The 24,208-nt window shown below is 39.4% G+C and carries 19 protein-coding genes and 1 pseudogene; 14 read left to right on the top strand and 6 right to left on the bottom strand.

The window, feature by feature from the left end; genetic code table 11:
• The first annotated feature begins 50 nt into the window (after nucleotides 1–50).
• From CBS1_RS02325 to CBS1_RS02315, 3 genes are read left to right on the top strand one after another with little or no spacing between them, the layout of a single operon-like run.
• The gene (locus CBS1_RS02325) at nucleotides 51–1,757 is read left to right on the top strand and encodes an ABC transporter permease subunit (RefSeq protein ID WP_090223349.1); all 1,707 of its coding nucleotides are present in this window, start codon (nucleotides 51–53) and stop codon (nucleotides 1,755–1,757) included.
• On the top strand, nucleotides 1,757–4,168 hold the full coding sequence (locus CBS1_RS02320) for a sugar ABC transporter permease (RefSeq protein ID WP_090223347.1): 2,412 nt from the start codon (nucleotides 1,757–1,759) through the stop codon (nucleotides 4,166–4,168). The genes CBS1_RS02325 and CBS1_RS02320 overlap by 1 nt, the downstream gene beginning before the upstream one ends.
• On the top strand, nucleotides 4,168–5,343 hold the full coding sequence (locus CBS1_RS02315; RefSeq protein WP_090223346.1) for an alkaline phosphatase family protein: 1,176 nt from the start codon (nucleotides 4,168–4,170) through the stop codon (nucleotides 5,341–5,343). The genes CBS1_RS02320 and CBS1_RS02315 overlap by 1 nt, the downstream gene beginning before the upstream one ends.
• A 15-nt stretch (nucleotides 5,344–5,358) precedes the next feature.
• Here the strand turns inward: CBS1_RS02315 and CBS1_RS10425 are convergent, their stop codons facing one another.
• Nucleotides 5,359–6,288: a DDE-type integrase/transposase/recombinase gene (locus CBS1_RS10425; RefSeq protein ID WP_033191365.1), complete on the bottom strand. Its 930-nt coding sequence runs from the start codon at nucleotides 6,286–6,288 to the stop codon at nucleotides 5,359–5,361.
• Between the two features lie 129 nt (nucleotides 6,289–6,417).
• Between CBS1_RS10425 and gltX the strand changes: the two genes are divergently transcribed.
• From gltX to CBS1_RS02290, 5 genes are all read left to right on the top strand, one after another.
• Entirely contained in the window at nucleotides 6,418–7,791 is a 1,374-nt protein-coding gene (gene gltX / locus CBS1_RS02310; RefSeq protein ID WP_090223317.1) for a glutamate--tRNA ligase, read from the top strand.
• A 46-nt stretch (nucleotides 7,792–7,837) separates the two neighbouring features.
• Nucleotides 7,838–8,965 carry an alanyl-tRNA editing protein gene (locus CBS1_RS02305; protein ID WP_090223324.1) on the top strand — a complete coding sequence of 376 codons (1,128 nt, stop codon included), beginning with the start codon at nucleotides 7,838–7,840 and terminating at the stop codon, nucleotides 8,963–8,965.
• Nucleotides 8,966–9,002: 37 nt separating this feature from the next.
• The gene (locus CBS1_RS02300; RefSeq protein WP_241685547.1) at nucleotides 9,003–10,253 is read left to right on the top strand and encodes a hypothetical protein; all 1,251 of its coding nucleotides are present in this window, start codon (nucleotides 9,003–9,005) and stop codon (nucleotides 10,251–10,253) included.
• A 277-nt stretch (nucleotides 10,254–10,530) separates the two neighbouring features.
• Complete coding sequence (locus CBS1_RS02295) at nucleotides 10,531–10,800, top strand: hypothetical protein (RefSeq protein ID WP_128998097.1); 270 nt, start codon at nucleotides 10,531–10,533, stop codon at nucleotides 10,798–10,800.
• Between the two features lie 26 nt (nucleotides 10,801–10,826).
• Nucleotides 10,827–11,222 (top strand): hypothetical protein, encoded by a 396-nt coding sequence (locus CBS1_RS02290; protein ID WP_090223320.1) that lies wholly within the window; start codon nucleotides 10,827–10,829, stop codon nucleotides 11,220–11,222.
• Nucleotides 11,223–11,251: 29 nt separating this feature from the next.
• Here the strand turns inward: CBS1_RS02290 and CBS1_RS02285 are convergent, their stop codons facing one another.
• Nucleotides 11,252–13,606 carry a homocysteine S-methyltransferase family protein gene (locus CBS1_RS02285; protein ID WP_090223322.1) on the bottom strand — a complete coding sequence of 785 codons (2,355 nt, stop codon included), beginning with the start codon at nucleotides 13,604–13,606 and terminating at the stop codon, nucleotides 11,252–11,254.
• A gap of 153 nt (nucleotides 13,607–13,759) precedes the next feature.
• Entirely contained in the window at nucleotides 13,760–16,786 is a 3,027-nt protein-coding gene (locus CBS1_RS02280) for an LVIVD repeat-containing protein (protein WP_033190886.1), read from the bottom strand.
• 90 nt (nucleotides 16,787–16,876) lie between these two features.
• Here CBS1_RS02280 and fliQ point away from each other — a divergent pair, with 90 nt between their 5' ends.
• Entirely contained in the window at nucleotides 16,877–17,143 is a 267-nt protein-coding gene (fliQ, locus tag CBS1_RS02275) for a flagellar biosynthesis protein FliQ (RefSeq protein WP_033190887.1), read from the top strand.
• A gap of 13 nt (nucleotides 17,144–17,156) precedes the next feature.
• On the opposite strand, the gene tmk is transcribed toward fliQ, so the two are convergent.
• The 3 genes and pseudogenes from tmk to CBS1_RS10880 all read right to left on the bottom strand — a co-directional run.
• Nucleotides 17,157–17,756 carry a dTMP kinase gene (gene tmk / locus CBS1_RS02270; RefSeq protein ID WP_033190888.1) on the bottom strand — a complete coding sequence of 200 codons (600 nt, stop codon included), beginning with the start codon at nucleotides 17,754–17,756 and terminating at the stop codon, nucleotides 17,157–17,159.
• Between the two features lie 177 nt (nucleotides 17,757–17,933).
• Entirely contained in the window at nucleotides 17,934–18,677 is a 744-nt protein-coding gene (locus CBS1_RS10420; protein ID WP_338323350.1) for a DDE-type integrase/transposase/recombinase, read from the bottom strand.
• Nucleotides 18,678–18,791: 114 nt separating this feature from the next.
• Nucleotides 18,792–18,863, bottom strand: a pseudogene (locus CBS1_RS10880) (hypothetical protein); the annotation flags it as partial.
• Nucleotides 18,864–18,991: 128 nt separating this feature from the next.
• On the opposite strand from CBS1_RS10880, the gene CBS1_RS02265 reads away from it, so the two are divergent.
• From CBS1_RS02265 to CBS1_RS02245, 5 genes are read left to right on the top strand one after another with little or no spacing between them, the layout of a single operon-like run.
• Nucleotides 18,992–20,434: an NAD(P)/FAD-dependent oxidoreductase gene (locus tag CBS1_RS02265; RefSeq protein ID WP_090223276.1), complete on the top strand. Its 1,443-nt coding sequence runs from the start codon at nucleotides 18,992–18,994 to the stop codon at nucleotides 20,432–20,434.
• Entirely contained in the window at nucleotides 20,431–21,672 is a 1,242-nt protein-coding gene (locus CBS1_RS02260; RefSeq protein WP_033190890.1) for an NAD(P)/FAD-dependent oxidoreductase, read from the top strand. Before CBS1_RS02265 ends, CBS1_RS02260 begins: the two co-directional genes overlap by 4 nt.
• Nucleotides 21,669–22,052, top strand: coding sequence for a DUF1667 domain-containing protein (locus tag CBS1_RS02255; protein WP_090223274.1), 384 nt, complete (start codon nucleotides 21,669–21,671; stop codon nucleotides 22,050–22,052). Before CBS1_RS02260 ends, CBS1_RS02255 begins: the two co-directional genes overlap by 4 nt.
• Nucleotides 22,006–22,443 (top strand): Mini-ribonuclease 3, encoded by a 438-nt coding sequence (locus CBS1_RS02250; protein WP_236938612.1) that lies wholly within the window; start codon nucleotides 22,006–22,008, stop codon nucleotides 22,441–22,443. The genes CBS1_RS02255 and CBS1_RS02250 overlap by 47 nt, the downstream gene beginning before the upstream one ends.
• The gene (locus CBS1_RS02245) at nucleotides 22,428–24,149 is read left to right on the top strand and encodes a hypothetical protein (protein ID WP_090223273.1); all 1,722 of its coding nucleotides are present in this window, start codon (nucleotides 22,428–22,430) and stop codon (nucleotides 24,147–24,149) included. Before CBS1_RS02250 ends, CBS1_RS02245 begins: the two co-directional genes overlap by 16 nt.
• Nucleotides 24,150–24,208 lie beyond the last annotated feature (59 nt).

The raw sequence follows: 24,208 nt of genomic DNA, 5'->3' as shown, positions 1-24,208 counted from the left end.
AAAGTTTTACCAAGGGAATGTCCGAAAATGACTGCAGGGAGGATGAACCGATGAAGTTTTGGAAAACTATAGGATATCTTACACTCATAGCGTTCACCGTATTTAGCATAATTGGTGCTATTTTCCTGTTCGGAAGAGGTTTTTATGAACTGTCTGTTACACTATTTGTTTTGGTGTTCTTGATAGACTTTTTTATTCTCAACAGAAATGCCTATCCTTATCGTTACATGATACCCGCTTTGATTTTACTCTTTATACTCGTTTTGTACCCTATTGCGTTTACAATTAGAACAGCATTCACAAACTATGGAACCGGTCACATCATGACACGTCAAGAAATTGTCGAGAGACTGCTTGTTGATCCTATTTATACGTACATTGTCCCGGATAGCTCACCGCTAAACTACAGTGTCTACGTGAGGTTTGAAGGTACACAACCAACCAATGATTTTAGAACCGTAGTTTTCAATGGTTCGACTTACTACGTTGCAAGAGACTATCGTGTACTTAAAAGTGAAGCTGGTCAATTGATACTTGCTGAAGTGGAATTGATAAAGCTTAGCGAGAGTGGATTAAGTGTAGAAAAACAAAATGGAAGGATAGAGCTCATTAAAGATAATGGGAAGATATACAGATATTTCTACAATCCGGATGACGGTTCCACAGCTATAAACGAGGATTACTTCAAGTACTACATCCTTTTCCCAATAATGAGTAAAATTGAATTCGTTGATAATAATGGAAATAGATACGCAATCAGGCAAAACGAGGAAGGCAAGTTGTTTATGTACAACATCAAACACATGTATAAACTTGGGCTTGCGGAAACGATAGAGAAAGGAAAAAGTATAGTTAAGACCGTTCTTATTAATACGATAACGAACAGACCACTAATTGAGGAAAATGGTACGATATATGACATAAACGAAAAGGGTGAAAAGGTAATCGTTGGTGGTTACATTTCTTACTATGGATTGAAGAATTTCACAAGGATATTCACAGACCCAACCATTTCTGGACCTTTTGCCAAGATTTTCGTTTGGAACTTTACGTGGGCAGCTTTGAGTGTTCTATTTACCTTTGTGATAGGCTTGATACTTGCACTTGTGCTTAACAATCCGAACTTGAAAGGGCGTGCAGTTTACAGATCGCTCTTGATTATCCCTTGGGCAATTCCTGCGTTTATTTCAGTGCTTGTTTGGAAGAACGGTTTCTTCAACGAAACATATGGTATTATCAATAAGTTCATAGTCACACAGTTGTTTGGTAGAGAGCCAATCAGGTGGTTCAACGATCCGTTTTGGGCCAAGGTTGCTGTTTTGACAGTTAACACATGGCTTGGTTTTCCGTATATGATGGTTGTCTCACTGGGTGCTTTGCAAAGTATACCGGAAGATTACTATGAAGCTGCAGCAATAGATGGTGCTAGCAAATGGCAGAGGTTCTGGAAAATTACGTTCCCACTCCTGATGACCACAATTGCACCACTGCTCGTAGGTAGTTTTGCGTTTAATTTTAATAACTTCGTCAATATTTACCTCCTTACTGGTGGAGGACCTGCAATGCCAAATACTACAACCCCCGCGGGTTCTACGGATATTTTGATTTCATATACATACAAACTTGCTTTTGAAGGTGGACGTGGTCAGGACTTTGGTTTTGCTTCTGCAATATCGATTCTGATATTCTTTATAGTTGGAACTTTGAGCTTCATCAACTTCCGCTTGTCCGGGTCCTTCGAGGAGGTGAACAGATAATGGTCAAAAAGGAAAGAAAATTGCTTACTCATATAGTTTTGATAATAGTTTCTGTCGTTGTCCTGTTTCCAATTGTTTGGGTTGTCTCTACATCATTAAGACGTGATAATGCGGCGTTTTCAACGAAACTGTTCAGCAGCAGGATGACACTTCAAAACTATGTAGACCTTATAGCTCCGGAGAAAAACGGACCCAGACTGGTTTCCGATATGGATGCTCTTATTCTGATGGCGCCTCCTCATGACAACATAACGGTTGAAAAGGCGAAAGTACTTTTCCAAAATGATGTGAAAAGATTTAAGTCTTATATTGAGGAGACTGAAAAGCTGAAAAAGGCAATAGATGATGCTATTTCCTATCTGAATGAATATTTTGAGAAAAACTCTGACAAGCTCATAAAATCTTACGTTTCGAATTTAGATAACATCATTAAAGAACTCCAATTCCCGAAGCCATCGAAATATTTGGAAGTGGCTGCATATGAGTTATACTCCAGAGGAGAGAACCTCAGCTCAATTCAAGAAGTTGACCCGTATTCAGGACAGGAAAATTGGGAAGAGATGATTGGAAAAAAGAAAGCTCGGTTGGAAGAACTCAACAATGAGAAATCAACAATACAAAGTACGGTTGAACCACTGGAAAAGACATATCGTGCTTATCAAAGTCAGTATCTGAACCTTTCCAAAACAATTCGTTCATTCTTGGTTCCACAGCTAAAGGAATACGCACTAGTTCTCAAGTCTGGTGCTGATTTGCTTGACGCAGCAAAGATTTCAAATGTTTCGGCAGAGTCATTACCAGATGAAAACACAATATTGGAGCGCTTCAAAGCAACACTTGAGCAAATTGAGGATATCCAACTTAACGTACAGCAATTTGATGATCTTAAAGACATCGATCAAGCACTAACCGATTTTCAGAATGGATACAACGAAGTTATGACTAAATGGGCGCAAGCCACAAACAAGGACAAAGCACCGTTTGCAGACTTTTTGAACACGATAGATGTTTTCACAACGAGAATAGCAAGCACCATAAACGAAACCGTGAATTTGATGAATAAATTGAAAAAGACAACAGAAAGAATGTTACAATTGCAAGCTGAGATATCGAAATACAAAAGTAGGCAAGCTCAAATAGATGAAGAAATTAACAAAATAAACACAGAACTTGCAAAAGCATATGAACTTTTGCACGATCCTTTGCTGTACCTCAAAGCAAGACTAGCCATTGACCAACTCGAAAAGATCAAGACAATGGTTGCTAATATGAAATTACCTGCTCAACTTCAACTGCTTAACATACAATCTAAGAGGGTTTTTGGAATCACAACGGATATTGCAAATATGATAACTGACCAGAAAAAGCAATCAAAGATAAGAAAGATAGCTTCCAAGCTAGATTGGCCAGGAACAGCAAAGGATATGTTTACAAACTACGAATTATTCTCCCAAAACTACGAACCATTTGTAAAAGACTTAAAGCTTTACCTAGCAGATGTGGAAATTCAGGGGCCAAAATTCATGCCGGTCTCAAAAACAGGTGTAAAGGTTAGACCAGTTGCCATGGAACGATTGACTGACACCGTTCTTTCTGTGTATAGGAACAACGTGGTACCGAATATGAATGTGATGTCTAGAAAGTCATCCGAATTGTCAGACAAGCTCAACATTAAAGAACTTTCCGCTGCGCTGAAGAAACTCGATGGCGCTGCGTTTAGAATTGATCAAATCTGGCAGAGAAAACCAGATCACTACATGCTGAAGTGGATTATGAATAGTGTGATTGTATCATTAAGTGTGGCAATTATCATAACTTCTGTAACCGCTTTGGCTGCTTATCCATTCAGTAGAATGAGATTTAAAGGTAGGAAGTACGGAATAATGTCACTTTTGCTTATCCAGATGTTCCCAGCAATAATGTATATGATTGCGATTTACACATTCTTGTCATTTGCTGGAAAATACATTCCAGGATTTGGGTTGAGTAAACTATCTGGTTTGATATTTGCTTATCTGGGTGGTATAGCGTATAACATGTACCTTATAAAGGGTTACTACGATACTATACCGGATTCATTAGAAGAGGCAGCTCTCATCGATGGTGCAACAAGATGGCAAACATTTGTGAAAATCGTTCTACCACTTGCTTCACCGATACTTGCAGTTATCGTTATACTCACCTTTATGGGTACTTTCAACGAGTTCGTACTCGCAAGGATTATATTACAGGACGTCAAACAATACACATACGCAATAGGTTTGTACACATTCTCGACAGGTCCGTTTGAGACACAATGGGGACTATTCACAGCTGCGGCGATGATAGGTATGGTTCCTATGGTTATCCTCTTCTTACTGATGCAAAAGTATATCGTCGGCGGGCTTGTGAAAGGAGCGGTCAAAGGATAATGTTTGCTGATAATGGGTTGATTGCTCCACAATACAGCAAGTCAATTGTTAACCTTGTTTCTTCGTTTCTTAAGTGCTTTGGAATTCATTCAAACCATTCAGAATTCCCCCTCGAAGGCAACTTCGAGGGGTTTTTCCAGGGTATAAAGAGGATAGTAATATTCTTAGTTGACGGGATGGGGTATAACAAGTTCATCAAAATTAATGAGGGTATAGGTTTTAAAGATGTAATAAGAGTTTCCAGTGTCTTCCCTACAACAACAGTTGCAGCTGTGACAAGTTGGTTTACAGGGAAGACACCTAAGGAACACGGCCTTCTTGGTTATATCCTTTACCTACGTGAGATAGGCTCAATAACCAACATGATAGAATTCACATATCCCGGTGTTGAAGGCGGAATATTCGCCGGTCTCATTAAAAAGCGCTTACACAGGTTGGATAATGTCTTTGATTTATTAAAAGAGAAAGGACTCTACGGGGGAGTAATGACGCACGCTACAATTTCAAATTCTGGACTATCTTACCTTATACACAAAAACGCTCATGTGATGGGCTACTATTATATGGGCGATTTACTTGCAACATTAAAGAAAAGGCTCTCCGAAGACTGGCAAGGAATGTTATATATATATTGGGGATATCTGGATGGCTTAGGGCACAAAAAAGGTCCAGATAGTGAAGCTTACGAGATGGAAATGGCAAGGTTACTTATTGAAATCAAGAGGTTCGTAGAAGAATATCTGCCAAGCGATACTCTTTTCGTGATTACGTCTGATCATGGCATGGTTCAAATACCAAACTCAACAAACTATTTCTTGAAATCAACAGACCCATTCAACAGGTTGTTAGCATGTCCACCTGGCGGGGAAATGAGGATGATGTATTTCTACTTGTCCAAAAAGAGCAATTACGAACCGTTGAAAAGCTATTTTGAAGAAAATTTTCCATCAAGTTGCGTCTTCCTATCAAGTAGAGAAGGCATAGACGTAGGGTTATTCGGACCGGGTAGAATACACCCAGAGTTGTACAATAGAATAGGTGATGCTATAATGATAACAAAGGGGAATAACGCTTTCACTTACTTATACAGCGGTGGTGAAGAAAGACTTGCGGGGATGCACGGTAGTCTGACAGAAGATGAAGTTTTTGTGCCAGCAATCTTTATTAGAAGATAAATTTGGAAGATCCTGTTAACTTGTAGTGATGGAAGACAATAGAACACAGATAACACGCGCAATATCATTGTTGTTCAGTTTCAAGAGATTTCTCACTACACAAAAGCTGTTCACGTACATTGGAAGATTGTCAATATTCTTAAATCCACGCTTGGCTCGTACAAAGTCTTGGAATAACGAAAACTTCGATTCACATTGATTGTTTTGCCCAAGTCTCACAACAATATGATTGATATTCTTGTATAGTATCTTCACTGCACCATATGCACCAAGTCCATCTGTAATTAGTTCGATTGTTCTTTCGTTGTTACCAAAGAACTTCTCTAACAATATCTTCACTTGACCCATATCGCGATATTTGGATACATGCCAAGCAACAATAAGATTCGAATCGTGCTCAACTAAGAACCAAACGTAGTACTTTTTGGATTTAAACAAAACGACAGTTTCATCACCATGGACTTTGAAAGCATCTACAGGAACGAGGATGGAAAAGAAACAAGACAACTTAAGGATCCACTTGTAGATAGCGACATGAGAGACTTTGATATTAAGTGAGTCTCTGATGGAACGCAAGGACACAGCTTTGAAATAAAGGACGAAGGCTTTAAGGACAATAAAGATAGGGAAACGGAAGAACTTGAAAGAGTCGAAAGGAAGAGGGACAAATTGAGGTAAGTTAGTTGGGATTTCGTCTCTGGTATGGCAAGAACGGCAACGGAACTTAACGAAGGCTTTTTTGATTTTGTGGATTTGCATAGTTTTTCCACAGACAGGGCATTTAGGATAAGGGAAAGAGAAGAGCTTGTGTTTTTTTGAATGAACAAGTCTGAAAGTGCGCTTACAGTCTTTGCAAAAGTATTGTTGGTTACCGTACTTATCATGACCGTTTTTGTAGATGTTGGTAGAGCCGCATTTGGGGCAAGAGACTACAGAATTTTGCATAGTGGAGTACCTCCTTTTTGTGAGAATTGATGGTGGGGGGTGTTCCACTAATAAGAAGATAATACGGTTTTTGGAAATTTTCAATACTTTTAGTTAACAGCATCAATTTGGAAAACAGGAGGAATTGTAATGGTAAGAGTAAGATTTGCACCAAGTCCGACAGGCTATCTACACGTAGGAGGAGCGAGAACAGCCCTTTTTAACTGGCTTTTTGCAAGAAAGAACAAGGGTAAATTCATCTTGAGGATAGAAGATACCGATACAGAAAGGTCAACGCGCGAATCTGAAAAGATGATAATGAACGATTTGAAATGGTTAGGACTTTATTGGGACGAAGGACCAGACATTGGAGGAGATTACGGACCTTACAGACAAAGCGAGAGATTGCATCTTTACAGAGAACATGCATACGAATTAGTAAAAAAAGGTCACGCATATTTTGCTGTCTATGACAAAGATGATCCAAAAAAGGTTCTTTACACAACAACAGAAGAGCCGACAGATGGAAATCCTTATACTGTCGTTTTCAAAGTGCCCGAAAATGAAACCGTGAAGTTTGACGATATGCTAAAGGGTGAAATTGAGTTTTCTACAGAACACATGGATGATTTCATAATACTAAAATCCAATGGGTTTCCCGTGTACAATTTCGCAGTCGTCATAGACGATCACTTGATGTCAATTACACACGTGCTTCGCGGCGAGGATCATATATCGAACACGCCAAAACAAATACTGCTCTACAAAGCATTCGGTTGGGAACCACCGAAATTTATGCATATCCCTCTGATACTTGGTGCTGACAAGACTCCTTTAAGCAAGAGGCACGGTGCAACAGCTGTTGAGCACTTCAGAAAAGAAGGCTACCTTTCGAAAGCACTTGTTAATTATCTTGCAATCCTTGGCTGGAGTGTCGATGAAGAGATTTTTGACTTTACGCAAAAAATAGAGTCGTTTACACCAGATAAGATTTCCAATAAGAACGTTGTATTCGATTATCAAAAACTCGAATGGGTTAATGGGAAACACATGAGAATGCTTACAGCAGAAGAACTCTATAATCAGTTCGAAGAATGGAGAAGATACGTGGGAGCAGAGAAGGAAGTTCCAAAAGAGGTTTTAGAGATCTGTCGAGAAAAGGTGAACACACTAAAGCAACTATACGAATTCGCATTACCATTTGTCGATGATTCATACGAGTATTCACAAGAATATGTTGAGAAGTTTGCAAGAAAGCCTGAAACGATAAATATTATTGAGTTGGCAGTACAGAAGTTTTCTCAATTAGATAATTACGACATCTCAAACATTGAAAAAACACTGCGAGAGATTGCTACCACACTTGGTTTGGGAACTAACAAAGTATTCCAAACAATTAGAGGAGCTTTACTTGGTAGACTGGTTACACCGGGGCTGTTCGAAAGTATAGCTGTTTTGGGGAAAGAAAAAACATTATCAAGGCTTCAAAGAACTCTCGAGTTTGTCAAAAATATCAGTGCATAAGTCGACAGCTGGAAGGTTTTGATTGTTGCAAAAGGGGTTGAAAGCTTTGAAGATACAATCATTGTATAAAGGTAATAAAGTAGAAATTATTAAAGTGGAGAAGAAAAGTGGGAGATACTATGCATACGCTTACTTATCGCCTTTTTATCCTGATGGCAAAGGTGGTCAGCTTGGAGATAGGGGAAAAATTGGAGGTATCGATGTATTAGGTGTAACTGAAAAAGACGGATATACTGTTCACGAACTTGCAACTGAAATTGAACCTGGAACGTACGACGTAGAAATTGACCAAATACGCAGAAGGGATATAGCACAGCAGCACACCGCCCAGCACATCCTATCAGCAGCTTTTATCGAAGTTGCAGAAGTGGAAACTGTTAGCTTTCGTATGGGGGAAGAGTACTCAACTATAGATTTGGACATACCGTTCATAGAACCTGAGGTTATTGAAGAAGCGGAAGATTTATCAAACAGAATAATCCAATTCTGCGTGAACGTTGAAGAAATAATAACAGACATTGAAGGTGTTAAAGCATTTGAGCTGCGAAAACCGTTAAGCGACAAAGTAAAAGGCGAGGTAAGATTAATAAAGATACCTAATTTGGATGTCTCAGCTTGCGGAGGTTTCCATGTTGATAACACTGGTGAGATAGGTGTTATAAAAGTTATAGATATGGAAAAAGTGAAAGGGAACCTTACAAGAATGTACTTTGTTTCGGGCCAAAGGGCTCTGAAGTACTTTAAAAAGTATAACAACGTGCTAAAAAATCTCTCAAGACAGCTCACTGCTTCTGTCGATGAGTTGAACTTACGCGTTGAGAAATTGCTTAATGAACTTAAAGAAAAAAATTCCTTGCTCTCAAAAATTTCTCAAGAGTATGCTGAAGTATTGAAGAAAGCTGTAGAGAACAAAGAATTTGTTTACTTAGAAGGTTACACCGAAGTTGGAAACTTTCTCTCAAAAAGTATTGAAGATGAGTTCTTAGTTTTCTACGACGGTAGTAAGTACATCGTTGCTTCTAAGAAGTACGATGTAAGAGAATTTGTTAAAAAGCTCATCGAAAAGTACGGTGGCAAAGGCGGAGGGAAACAGGAATTCGCACAGTATTTACCTGAAAAAAGAGTTTCACTAAGTGAACTTGAAGTACTGTTCCAAGAAACGTACAAAAAGTAAAGAAACCTAATCTAAAGTTTAAGTGGAGGTGTCTATTATGCAAATGACGAAGAAGTTCTACAGTTTCATACTAATAGCTTTGCTAACTGTTTTTGCTTTTTCCGATGCTTTGAAGTTCTTACCAAAGGATTATTCTACGATTCTTTACATTCCTGATGTTCCAAAAGCTTACGATGCTTTTAAAGCGCTACCAATTGGTCAAACATTGCTGGCTGATACGGGCATTGGATTAGAATCACTTGTAAGAGGTGTCTTGGAACAACAACTTTTGTCTATGAAATACACATTGGATGATTTTGATTTGTTCAGTAAAGAAATGCTCGTTGCAATTAATAAGGACGGAAATCTCACGGTTGTATTGGGACCGGTGAAAAGTACAACAAAGGTTAAAAAGGTCTTAGAGAGTTTCTTAGAAGAAGACACGCTAAAAAAAGTGAAATTCGTTGAGAATTACTTCATTTATTCTGACGGTCAAGTTGGTGGCGGAAAAGCTCCTGCTAATTTACTGGCAAATCTCAAAGGTAACCTCGGCGTGACGTATTCAAACATCACAGATGGAAAAATTACGTTTGAGGGATACGGATACATAAGGATAGAAAACAATGCACTTTCATTCTACCAAAAGCTGGATGCCAAAACTCCTGATGCGAAAAATGTTCTCAAAACGTTGCAAAACACGAAGCCTGTAGATATACTTGCTGATAAAAATGTGGGAGGAGATTTGCTGATATTTATTAACAGATCTATTCCTGACGCTTTGAAAAAGACATTCATCGATGCTTTGGTTTCGAACTTTAATATAACAAATCTAAACGTAACAGGAGTTATGTACCTTTCTGCTGATATCGCTTCGACCGTCAGTGTGTTGCTGAGTAGTGATTCACAAGGACAAAATCAGAGTAGTAAATCTAACCAAACAACATCTCAGCCTACTCTTTCTTCTTACTCGGTAGTCTTTGGAACAGGTTTCAAAATGCCTGATGAAGTGAAGAAGTATGTGACCATAGGTTCTGAAAGGTACGGTGTTTTAACCACTGAAGATGGAATGGAAAGCTATATCCTTATAAAGAATGACAGAATGATTACATACACAGTGAATCCGAGCAAATATAAACCAGGTGATAGGACGTTCTTCACATCAGTTTACGATCCCAAGTATTTTATGGGCATTTTCCTCAATTTCGAGCCTCTTATCAACACAATGTTGGGCAAAAAGGTCAAATCATCAGCCATATTTGTATCGTACGTAGAAGGGGATTCAATAATACAGAAGGGTACAGTGAAGTGATAACTGTATGAATCACGCGAAAAGTATAAAAACTAGTGGTAAGAGTTGCTTGGGTTGTTTCGTTTCAGTAGTAATTTTTCTCTTCGCTTTCTCCTTTTTAGCACCTTTATTAGGAGTGATATTACCTTTCGGGTTTTCAGTCTTTTTGAGAGCGCTGCTGCGAGATGTTTTGCTTGTCGCCTTACCTCTAATAGTTTTTTTGGTAGTATTAATCTTTCCAAAACGGAAAACTGTAAAAAGCGGTCAGCAAAAAAATTCATCCGAAGAAACTGAAACCATGTATCAAAACGAAAGAGATGAATATAAAGAAGAGTTAAAAAGTTCAATTAGAACTGCTGAACATTTTGATAGTCCCGACGTACAACAGGCGTTCCGAATACTTGGTCTTCGCTCGAACGTCTCCTACACAAAAGTGAGCGAAAGATACTATGAGCTTGTGCAGAAGGTTAATAAAATGAAAATCAGCGAAGAAAAAAGGCAGATGATGCTTGAAGAATTAGCAAAAGCTTATGAAATACTAACTGAATACTATTCAAAGATGAGTTGAGTTTTTTTGCTTAAGGTGGTGGTAGCATGGATTTTGAATTTTACTACTATTTTCCAGTGCCACCGATCAGTTGGATCTTTTTGATTCTCAGAATAGCTGCGATATTCCTGGTTTTTTACACACTGTACATTCTCCTAAGGTTTTTCACAGAACCTGAATCAGAAACGAACGTAGGACGCAGACGTGAATTCCAAAAAACAAAAAATGTAGTAGAGGGCATCGACAACGAGGAATTACTAAGAGCTTTTAAAACTTTCGGATTAACCCCAAATGATAATTACTGGGATGCATCTTACCGCTACTACGCTCTAAGAAGGGCTATATTGATGTCAGGTTTGCCAAATGAAGTCAAGGAAGCAAAGCTTCAGGAAATTGACAGAATGTTCGAATTGCTTACCGAATACTATTCGAAAAGGGGTTAAAAAGGAGGTCCCAATCGGACCTCCTTATTTTATTTATCGATATTCAAAATCCTTTTGCACAATTTAACAGCCTCCTGAGCGTCTTTTGCATAATAACTCCCAAAGCGTTGTGCCAATTCTTCATTCATAGAGGCACCACCAGCAATAATTGGCGTACTTACTCCGTTTTCTCTAAGAGTTTTCACGACTTGGCCGACTTGGGAAACGGTTGTTGTCATCATTGCCGACAAACCTACTATATCTGGATTAAGTTCCTTAACTTTCTGAAGAATTACCTCAGCGGGAACGTCCTTGCCTATATCGATTACTTGGAACCCTGCGCTCTCAAGAACCGTTCCAACTATCTTCTTGCCGATATCGTGGATATCTCCTTCAACTGTTGCAAGTAGTATCCTGCCTAATATCGCAGAGTCTTTTTCAGCTACCATAGAAAGTAGCTTACTGAATATGGGTTTTGAAGTCTCCGCAGCAAGTATGAGGTGTGGGAGATAAATTTTGTTGTCAGCATAGAGATTTCCTATTTCTTCCATCGATTTCGCAAGCACTGTTTGAATTATCTCAAGTGGCGTTAACGTATCTAAGAAAGACAGCACATACTTCTCGGCTTCATTTATATTTCCGCGAAGGAGTAAGCTGACCAGTTCACTACTCTTTATTTCCTCGCCAAACTTGGAACCCTCCTTACCCAAAATTCGCTTCATCCCACGCAGAATTCTCATTGTTAGCTCCTCTGACGTATTTAAAATCGCTGCAGATAGTCCTGAATGCATTGCTAAAGCTAAGAACGAAGCGTTTAGCTCGTCGCGGTTTGGCATTCCAAAGCTGAAGTTTGAAAGCCCAAGTATCGTTCGGATACCGTCATTAGAGAGCATCCTAATGGTGTCAAGCGTTACACTGTAATCCTGGTTTGCTCCTATGGGCAAAACCAGTGGGTCTACAAAAATCCTTGAACGGTCTATTCCCTGGATTTCCAGATATTCAATAGCACGCCTACCAAGCTCGTACCTCTCTTCGGCTGTTTTTGGTATCTCCTTACCCATCGCAAGAACAACTAATAGTCCGCCATACTTCTTAAGTAGCTTTACTTTCTTATCAAGCTCTTCAGGTAGTGCTTTTGAAGAATTAATCAAAGGTCTTCCAGGATACTCAATTAATGCGCTTTCGAGGAATTCATTGTGCTGTATGTCAAACGAAATGGGGATACTAACGATCCTGTCCAGCTCTACAATAACTTTAGAAAAGTGTTCTTCCAACAGTACAGATTCTATTCCAAAATTCAAATCAATTGCATGAGCACCTTCCTGTTCTTGAGATTTTGCAAGTTTCAAAACATGCTCAAAATTGAATTCGCGAATCTCGTTGTGTAGTTTTTTCTTCGCAGAAGCATTTATACGCTCACCAACAATTAAAAATGGCTCCACATTAAACATATGGACCCTGCTTGTGATTACGTCCAGTTGATTTATTTTTCTTGTCTTTGGTTTCTTCAAGCCAATATGTTGAACCATGTACTTGATGTGTTCAGGACCTGTCCCACAACACCCACCGACAATATTTGCACCAAGTTCCACATAATCTTCAACATAGACTGTAAATTCTTCTGGAGTAGTTTTGTAAGTCAATCTGCCATCGGAGGATAAGACTGGTTTCCCTGCGTTTGGTTCTGCAAAAATGGGCTTTTTTGATAATCCGGCCAATTTCCTCACGAGCGGAACCATTTTATCAGGTGTCAGCGTACAGTTGATACCAATTGCATCAACATCAAGGTCGTTGAATAAGGCGACATATAACTCTAAACTGGTCCCTGTTACTGCAACGCTGTTTTCCTCAAAGGTCATACTTACCAGAATAGGTAGATTCGGGGCGACTTCTCTTGCTGCCAAGTATGCGAGCTTTGCTTCTTTGATATCGCTCATTGTCTCAATTATAATCCCATCGACACCAGCTTCAACGAGTGCTTCAACCTGCTCTTCGAAGATATTGTATACATACTTTGATTTCAGCTCTCCAAGAGGTTCTATCATTTCGCCTACAGAAGAGATATCACCAAGAACGTAAACTGGTTTATCTGAAGTCTTTGCAGCTTCTTTAGCTATCTTTACAGCAGCTCGGTTAATCTCGCCAAAGTATTGGTCATACCCTAGTTTCATTAGTTTGTGCCTGTTTGCACTAAATGTATTTGTCAGCAAGAAATCAACACCAGCATTTACATAATCGGTTTGAAGCGATAGGACAGCGTCGGGATTTGTTATATTAAGTAATTCTATAGGTTCTCGGTTCTTTATGTAGCCTCTTTTGAAAAGCTCAGTTCCGTAAGCACCATCAAGGAACAAAACTCTTTGTGATAGGAGCTCAGAAAACTGTTGTCTGGTTAAGTTACTCAACTCTTCACTCCTCCCCTTTTTCTTTTATTATGGCTGTTTTTTCTATATAATATCATACATTTGGTATTTTTGTAGTATTGTACAGCGGGATTCAAAAGAATAAGGGGATGGTTATCCCCACCCCCTTAGTTTTTTGATTACGCATTTACTTGTTTACCTTCCGATGACCTTGAACATTGGCATGCTAAGAGTGAATAATGGTGTGATATTTGAAAGGTTTGATATATCATACAAGATTAAACCGCTATCCGTTGAAACGAAGAGGTACTTGTCATCGTTACTTGTTAGGTTAAATGTGTACGTTAGACCTGAAAAGTTCACTTCAGCGACAGGCTTCTTTTGATAAACATCTACTATCTTGTAGCCAAATCCACCGCCAGCTACGAAGAGCTTGTTGCCGAACCAAGAAATATTTCTAGCAGGTGCTCCTTCAAAAAGCGGTATAGAAGAAAGTTTATCTTCGTCAGCGTCAAGCAAGTTTACTCCGTTCCTATCCATCAACCATACGCCGTTGTATTCTCCATCTGCCACATAAATTCTATCAAAGTATTTGTCCGCAATTATCTTTTGATCGAAACCGGGATTGTATTTCTTTAGCGTGTAACTGTCTTGTTCTTTTTGAACAGAGTAATATCTAGTGAAGATTGTTGAGGAAGCTGAATTAAGGTCCGCAGAGAGTTTCATGCTTCCTGCGCGGCCAAGAGCCACTAACACAGCCAATGTTTCCTTGCTCTTGGAGAGGTTGTCAATTGCAAGTTCGATATTCTTCGGCTCAACAGTTTCAACAGGGGATGACACGTAAGGCAATGCTTGACTAATTGTTCCTGGCAGAGTTGTCTCAGCTGATTTTGTAAAAGTATTATAGTCAAACCTTACAACTTTACTCGTTGTTCCATCCAGAACGAGTGCGTATATATTGTTCCTGCTATCAATCGCGAAATCGTAAACTTTACTATAGGAAGATAAATCTAAGGTTGTATCGGTAGAAAAATCAAGATTTTCTGTTCTATAATCGTACAAGATAATTTTATTCTCAGACTTCTTTTGAACTGCGATTTTTGGATTTAAACCATATGGATTGAGCTTTATCTTTTCGTATTCGCCAAGTAGGTAGTCTTGTACGATATAGTTGTAAGGATCTCTAGCGTCAATAGCGTAAAGTCCTTCTCCATCAAGGTTATTGCCGACAAATCCATCTCCTATCAAAAAGATGAATTTACCGTATTGAACGTGGTCTTTTGAAGAGTATATTTTGTTAGGTTCGTAGAGCTCATATTTTGTTCCAAATTTTCTAAATCTCCACATGCCACGTACTTCATCGAATAGTAGGCAATTTTCCGTTCCATCTTTTTCGTATAAGAAATAAAAATCATGTAGGTTGCTTCCGCGAATGTTCCTTATTAAAGTTGGTTGTGTGCTTGCACTTCCATCCCATTCGTAAAACCTATCCATTGTAAGTATGAAGATCTTTCCATTATGTATTCTAACTCTTCTTACGGGAGTATCGAATGTATAATCAAGTTTTGTTGCAACTGGTGTTGTCGCGATTGGTAACTTAACAATCCCTGCAGTATTTCCTTCTCCGAAAGCCAGTACACATTCATCGTTAACCGTACCTACATCGATACATGAATAGTCACCAGGTACGACGTTCTTTATATCCTTAATAGTAATATTCGGAAGCACCGACAAATCTAACTCCCAAATGCCGGCAAGGTCAGCTGCAATGTATGCTTTGTCGCCAAAGAGTACTATGTCATTTATCCTACCTTGAGTTATATTAATAGAATCTTTCTTCACACCATTCTTCTTTGTGTACAGTGTTGGTATAGTGAAAGAGAACAACCTTTCACCGGCTTTTGTAGAAAATACCGACGGCGATGATGGGGTAGTCAAGTTTACGACTTCTATCTTATCATACCCAACACCAACAATGCCGTAGGTTTTGTAAACTCTTATGGCAGATAGCGTAGACTCGAATTTTAATGTACCAACTGTTTTGGGTTTGTATTTGTCTCTTGAATTAATGATAATCAAATCATATCCACTAGTAACATATATGAAGTCTTCAACAACATCAAAGTCCTCGATTGAACCATCGTAAGTCCACGAGCCAACTGTCGAAATTCGCTCCAAATCAGTTACTTTGAGTATCGACAGTAAAGATTTTCCTCCAAAGTCCTTTGCATTAACGTATAAGTAGTTTTCTTTAGAAGATGTTTTGAATGTAACACTATCGGTAGCTGAAGCACCCGCCAAGTCATAAACGGTTACTGTAGCTACATAGGTCGTATTTCTTTCAAGGTTTGGTATTACAATTTCATTTGATTTTGTTTTACGTGCTTGAATCAGTACGTTTGAATCACCGGCTTTTGCGACATCAACATCGTAAACTAATATGTCACCTGTGTTTTCGTCTGCTCCGACGTATCTTAACACAAGATTGGGTGGCGTTGATTCATTCTGGAATGGTTGAACGATTTTGACTGTTGGAGGAACATTCGTTTCCTGAATAGCTCCTCCCGCTTGTATTTCAAAGGAATATTCAGCTTGTTCCGACTCGTCGAATTCATCGGAAACTGAAACCATAATCTTATACTTACCGGGGGAGTATCTACTTACATCAATATCACCTTCAGAAAGGGTGGAGATTTCTTTATCGTCCTTGTATAGCTTTATAGACTTTTCCTTGATTGTATCTCCATCGGGTTCGATGATAGAAATTGAGATCTGCTTGTCGCCCTTTTTAGCTATAATAACCACAGGCTTTTGATTCACTATTCTTATAGGTACGGAGAGACTTTCGCTTCGACCGGAAACAGTAACAACGATCGTTAGAGTATGAGTATTGATAAAGAATTCCTTGGACAAAGGGAGCTTACTATTGTGGTCTTTCAACAATAAGAAGTTAGTAGTGGTTGATTCGATTAACGTGATCCCGTCTAATTTGTACGTGTATCGATAATCTCCTGATGTTTTCATGTTCACAACTATATTCTTTGACCTGACAACGGATATCGGCGTACTGAAATCAGAATAGACTTTTCCGTCATATTGGATGCTACCAAATTCAGGTTTTGGTGCGTACGTACATGAGAATAGAAAACTAAGCGCCACAAAGATTGACAAGGCGCACATACCGAGGAAAGTATAGGTCTTTGTTTTTAACCTTGCTTTCATAACTCTCCCCCCAAAAATCGGATTTGAGTGTTTCCCATATTTTTGCTATAATAAGTAAAAAAGTACTGAAAAACGAAAGGAGATTCTGCTATGACCATAGAGGTTTTCCTGGATATCGTAAAACACGGAATACAATTGCTGTTGACACTTATAACACCTCCGCTACTTGTTAGCCTCGCGGTAGGTATTTTGATTAGTATCTTTCAAGCTGCAACACAGATCCATGAGCAGACTCTAACGTTTGCACCACGCATTATAGTCGTCTTTCTGACTCTTATGTTCCTCTTTGGTTGGATGGTCGAAAGTGTGCTTGATTTTATCAAGGACATCATAGAAAAGTACATGTCTATGATTTAGTATCACGGTTTATTCATATTTTATAGTGCTTTTCAAAAATCCTTATTATTTCACCACTTATAGATTGTTTATCTTTTGTCCCATCAATTAGTACAAAACTTTCCTCACTTCTGCACAATTGCTGGTAGCAACTTCTGACTCTTTCGAAAAATTCTACACCTTCGCGTTCAATTCTGTCCCTGTGTTCTTTGCTTATCCTTAGCATTGCCAATTCAACAGGGATATCGATGTAGAACACCAAGTCTGGATAGATTCCGTTGGTTGCAAAGTCATTTAGCATTTTAACAACGTCCATCCCCAAATTTCTGCCACAACCTTGATATGCAACGCTTGAGTGCGCAAATCTATCAGCGACCACAACTTTTCCTTCCTTCAATGCGGGTTTTATAACTTCTTCAACGAGCTGAGCTCTTGAAGCTAGAAAAAGCAATAATTCACTTCGAGAGATCATTTCTTCACTAACCAATAGCTGCCTTATCCTTTCTCCTAACTTTGTGCCTCCAGGTTCTCTCACCTTAACATAGTTAATGCCGTTTGATTCCAAATACTTTGTGAAAAGGTCAATCTGCGTACTTTTGCCGCATCCGTCTATTCCCTCGAATGATACGAACACAGTGAGCTCCTCCCTTTACTATGTCTTTTCACGAAAATTATACCACAATTGAGAGCACCAGTGCTCAAAAAATTAAGAAATTATAACAGGAACTTTTGTTCAAATACTTTGATACGGAGCACGTAGGTTTTGTGATAGAATAATTACGAGGGAAATTTTTCCAATTTAGCGATGCTGTTAACTTGTAGTGATGGAAGACAATAGAACACTCATAACACGCGCAATATCATTGCCATTCAGTTTCAAGAGATTTCTCACTACACAAAAACTGTTTACGTACATTGGAAGATTGTCAATATTCTTAAATCCACGCTTGGCTCGTACAAAGTCTTGGAATAACGAAAACTTCGATTCACATTGATTGTTTTGCCCAAGTCTCACAACAATATGATTGATATTCTTGTATAGTATCTTCACTGCACCATATGCACCAAGTCCATCTGTAATTAGTTCGATTGTTCTTTCGTTGTTACCAAAGAACTTCTCTAACAATATCTTCACTTGACCCATATCGCGATATTTGGATACATGCCAAGCAACAATAAGATTCGAATCGTGCTCAACTAAGAACCAAACATAGTACTTTTTGGATTTAAACAAAACGACAGTTTCATCACCATGGACTTTGAAAGCATCTACAGGAACGAGGATGGAAAAGAAACAAGACAACTTAAGGATCCACTTGTAGATAGCGACATGAGAGACTTTGATATTAAGTGAGTCTCTGATGGAACGCAAGGACACAGCTTTGAAATAAAGGACGAAGGCTTTAAGAACAATAAAGATAGGGAAACGGAAGAACTTGAAAGAGTCGAAAGGAAGAGGGACAAATTGAGGTAAGTTAGTTGGGATTTCGTCTCTGGTATGGCAAGAACGGCAACGGAACTTAACGAAGGCTTTTTTGATTTTGTGGATTTGCATAGTTTTTCCACAGACAGGGCATTTAGGATAAGGGAAAGAGAAGAACTTGTGTTTTTTTGAATGAACAAGTCTGAAAGTGCGCTTACAGTCTTTGCAAAAGTATTGTTGGTTACCGTACTTATCATGACCGTTTTTGTAGATGTTGGTAGAGCCGCATTTGGGGCAAGAGACTACAGAATTTTGCATAGTGGAGTACCTCCTTTTTGTGAGAATTGATGGTGGGGGGTGTTCCACTAATAAGAAGATAATACGGTTTTTGGAAATTTTCAATACTTTTAGTTAACAGCATCAATTTAGCACTCGGGGGTGAAGAAATGAGAGTAGGTATCATTGGTGCAGGTGTTGTTGGAGCCTTAATTGCCAGAGAGATGAGTAGATATGATGTTGAGGTTCTAATTTTTGAGAAGAATTGGGATGTTGGGATGGGCATAACAAAAGCTAACTCTGCGATTGTCCATGCTGGATACGATGATGAACCAGGAACGGTTCGCTCGAAGTTCTGTGTCCCAGGTAACTCATTGTACACAGAGCTTGCGAAGGAGCTGCAGTTCGATTTAAAAAGAATAGGTTCTTTAGTGCTGGCCTTTAAAGATGACGAAGTAAGAGTTTTGGAAGAACTATATAAGCGCGGTGAAATAAACGGAGTACCAGGTTTAGAAATTTGGGATAGAGACAAAATCCTTTCGTACGAACCAAATGTTAATCCAGAGGTTATAGCTGCCCTTTGGGCACCAACAGCCGGTATAACAGAACCTTGGATGGTTGCTATGGCAGCTGTGGAAAACGCAGTGGAAAATGGAGCAAAACTGTATCTTGACACGCAAGTCTTGGAGATAGTAACAGAAAACCAAAAGATCAAAAAGGTTGTAACCAACAAAGGTGAATTTGAAGTGGATGTGCTTATTAACGCAGCTGGAATGTACGGCGATGAAGTTGCAAAAATGGCTGGTGCAGAGTTCGTACCGCTGCATCCAAGAAAAGGAGAATACATCCTGTTAGATAAGCAAGAATTCAGTGGCTTTGTAAAGAGCATTCTCTTCCCAACGCCTTCCGTTCTTGGTAAAGGAACGCTTGTTACTCCTACAGTGGATGGCGGAATTTTGGTTGGCCCAACCGCCGTCGATTTGCCACCTGAAAGAGAATTCAGAGAGGATACATCAACTACGTTTGAAGGATTTGAGGCTCTGATATCCAGAGCGTTGAAGATGGCACCACTGATTGATTTCAGAGCATCGATAAAAACATTCGCAGGCTTAAGGCCAGAAAGTCCTCAAAAGGATTTCTTTATAGGTAGAACCAGTGTGACAGGTTTCTTTAATGTGATAGCCATGCGATCACCAGGTTTAACTGCAGCACCTGCAATTGCAAAGTTTATGGTCGAAGAAGTCCAGGAAGCCATGGGCGAAACGTTTCATGAGAAAGGAAATTTCAAAGCTACTAGAGAAAGGATAAAACACTACGCAGATTTGCCACCCTCGATATGGAATGAAGAAATCGAGAAAGACCCGCTTGCCGGAAAGATGATATGTTTCTGCAATAAGGTAACCGAAAGGGAAATATTGGAAGCCATTAAACGAGGTGCGAGAACGATAGATGGAATAAAATTCAGAACTCGCGCAATGTTCGGTAGTTGCCAAGGAGGATTCTGTATGCACAGAATAATGAAAATCTTAGCAAGAGAACTCGGAGTTGATGCTTCGGACATAAGACTTCGCAGCGAAGGTAGTTTCATTCTATTAGGGAAGGTGAGAAAATGATAAAAGAAAGAAATGTCGATATTCTTGTTATAGGTGCTGGAGCAGCAGGGCTGGGAGCTGCAATCGGGGCTGCGAGAGAAGGAGTTAACGAGGTAGTTTTGGTTGAGAGAGATGACAGAAGTGGTGGTGTCTTGAACCAATGTATCCATAACGGTTTTGGATTGCATTATTTCAGAGAAGAATTAACTGGTCCTGAATATGCGGAAAGGATTAAGAGAATAGTTCATCAGTATCCGAATATAGATGTTAAAGTTGAGCAATACGTGCATCAAATAGATTATAAGAGAAAAGAAGTAGTCGTTGCATCAGTCGAAGGAATAACACTCTACAAGCCGAAAGCCCTTATTGTTGCAACAGGCGCAAGGGAAAGACCTATGGGTGGAATACTTGTTCCTGGGACCAGACCTGCCGGTGTTTTTACAGCTGGTGTTGCTCAGAGATTTGTGAACTTGGAAAACAGGCTACCTGGTCGAAAAGCTATAATAGTTGGGTCTGGAGATATAGGGCTGATAATGGCCAGACGACTTACTCTTGAGGGTGTTGAAGTCGTAGCAGTTGTTGAAAGAATGCCGTACCCAGGTGGACTAGAAAGGAATATAAGGCAGTGTTTGAAAGATTTTGATATTCCACTTTACCTGAGTCATACTGTTGTAGGTATTTACGGAAAGGAAAGGTTGGAAGAGGTTATTATCGCTCAACTCGACAAAGATTTTAAGCCAATTCCTGGCACAGAAAAAAAGTTCAAAGTTGATACGTTGGTTCTCTCCGTAGGACTGATTCCCCAAACAACTTTATTCAAGGACTTCCTTAAAATTGACCCGTGGACGAAAGGTATTGTGACATCAAGCTCTGGAAGGTCTTCTTTGAATTGGATTTTCGCAGCTGGGAACTGCACAGTAATATACGACCTCGTCGACTGGGTTACAGAAGAAGGGACCGTTGCAGGAAAGTTTGCAGCGATGTACGTCAAAAACAGTTGGGAACCTGCAAAATTCTTTGTAGAAAAAGGTCAAAATGTAGGGATTTTATTCCCGTCTTGGTACGAGGAAGGGACGAATCTTAACATCTATCTACGAGTTAAAAAGCCGATGGAAGAGGGAACCATACGTATAAAGCAAAGGAACAATCTGCTATACAGCAAAAAGCATCTTAATCTTTCACCGAGTGAAATGGTTAACATCAAGATTCCCGAGTCAAAAATCGGGAGTGGAGATATTGTAGTGGAGGTGTTAGAATGAAAGTGGAAGAAATGGTTTGTATAATGTGTCCGTTAGGTTGTAGATTAACGGTTAGGCAAGAGGATAACGGAGAGATAATCGTTTCTGGAAATAGATGCCCACGTGGAATCGAATATGGAAAACAGGAGATAATTGAGCCTTTGAGAATATTAACTTCGAGTGTTCTGGTGTTAAATGGAGAACTACCGTTGGTATCTGTGAAGACAAACAAACCAATACCAAGGAGATTAGTTATGAAAATTATGGATATTTTGAAAAATACCAGGGTCGAAGCACCTGTAAGAGTTGGAGATGTAATTATCAAGGACATACTTAACACAGGAGCTGATATTGTTGCAACCAGAAATGTCGAAAGAGCAGAAAGATCAGATGCGGCTTGACATGTCGTGTGTATTTCCAGTTCCCACAGTTAATGCTGAAGAGTTATCTAGCGACACCTTGGCTTATCTCGGCGATGCTGTTTACAATCTTTACGTTAAACTGCACATTTTAAAAGATGTTAAGGCAAGGGATTTACACAAACTCTCTAATACCTACGTTTCACGTGAAGGCCAAAGTAAAGCATTGGACAGGATAATGACACTGCTTACTGAAAAGGAGAGAGACATTGTACGTCGTGGGATGAATAGTAAGAGCGCAAGAAAGCATGGTAATGACCGCCTTTACATTAAAAGTACCGGTTTTGAAGCATTAGTTGGATATCTTTATCTTACAGATAGAGAGCGTCTTGGGTTTCTTCTAAAGGAGGGATTGCGATGGGAAGAAGTGTGATTATCGATGGCTCTATTGTTTACACTGACTCTAGTGAGATACTGAGTAACCCGGGTTTCGAAAGCCTTCTTAGAGAGTACATTGCAGTATTGAAAGAGAGGAATTCGCCGCTTTTGAGGACTTTGGAAGCTTTTCGCATAGGCGATGATTACGATGTTAAGCATTTCATCGAATACCTTCACCTACTAACTTTGAGGAACATACGTGAAATTACAACAATCATCAACTATGTAAATCCAGATGACTTAGCAAAGTTCGTAGAATCCTTCTACTCCTTTTGGCGTAATAAGCACAGGTTCATGATTAAAAAAGAGAGGTATACTATCGACAATGCAAGGAAGACCAGCATCGTTTTTACAGCGGTTATGATTGCTGAGGAATTCAAGAATTTGATAAGGAACTTGTACCGCACAATTATGAAAAATATATCACCAGACAATACAAATATCATTAGACAACTTCCAAGCGGCGCTCAAGTTACATTTTTGGTTGACGAGATAGAAATTTCTGATGAACGGTTTGAAGCATTTAAAGATATTCCCATGGTCTGGGGTGCCATATTCGACCCTCCGGTTATCTTTTACACCAGGTCGAATAAACGAAAAGGTGTATTACCAGTTGTGGAGAAACAAGTATTAAACCAAATCAAACTAAGCAACAGAGAAAGAGATTGGTTCCTTGTACCTGTGCTGGTGGCAGAGCTTTTGGTTTATGTGTTCGTTCATAAAGAATACCTTTCCCATGCGGCTGGTTTAGGCAACTTGTTCCAATTCGCCGATATTGTTGATATTAGGAGCAAGAAAACATCCGGTGTTTTGATATTCGGTTTGCCGGTTGAAAGTATCCCGGATTACAAACCCGAATGGAAGAACGGAGTTGTATTTAAAGATGGAGAACTCTACGTTGGAGTAATCCCTGCTTTAGATGAGAATGACTATTTCGGGTATATGAAAAAGACAATGCTGACACTACACAATTTGATAAGGATAGACCAAGGAAAATTACCTGTTCATGGCTCTATGGCGCGTATAGTATTAAAGAATGGAAAGAGTGCGGTAGCTATGTTTGTGGGTGACAGCGGTGCAGGGAAGAGTGAAACACTTGATGCTCTGAATAGATTGGAAGAAGTAGCATACGTAGATGTTATTATCGACGATATGGGGTCTTTAGATATCCTCAATGGTAGGGTAGTTGCCTATGGAACAGAAACAGGAGCCTTTGTCAGACTCGACGACCTCCCACCCGGATATGCCTATTACACAATGGATAGGAGTATCTTTATGAATCCTGATAAGATCAACGCAAGGGTGATAGTACCGTTCAATAACTACAAAGAGGTAATTACGCCAACACCTATAGATTTCTTTCTGTACGCTAACAATTACACGGAAGTCCATAATGATGAAGAAAGAGTTGTTTTCTTCGACAACGTTGAAAAGGCGCTGGAAGTCTTTTCGGCCGGTAAAAGAATGTCAAAAGGGACTACATCGGAGGAAGGAATGACCGAAAGTTACTTTGCTAATCCCTTTGGTGCAGTTCAACGAAAGGAAGAACACCATAAGATTGCTGAGACGTTCTTGCGAAAAATGTTTGAAACCGGTGTAAGAGTTGGGGAGATAAGAACGATGCTCGGAGTAGAGGGATACGAAAAAGAAGGTACCTATCTTGCGGCAAAAACACTTTACAAGCTCGTAGAAAAGATGTGATATTATTCAAAAATAAAGCGGTGGTGCAGGCCACCGCTTTAATTATCTATTTTGGTGTT

This window comes from Fervidobacterium changbaicum (assembly GCF_004117075.1).
Taxonomy (GTDB): Bacteria; Thermotogota; Thermotogae; order Thermotogales; family Fervidobacteriaceae; genus Fervidobacterium; species Fervidobacterium islandicum.
This window is presented reverse-complemented; position numbering and strand designations above follow the sequence as displayed.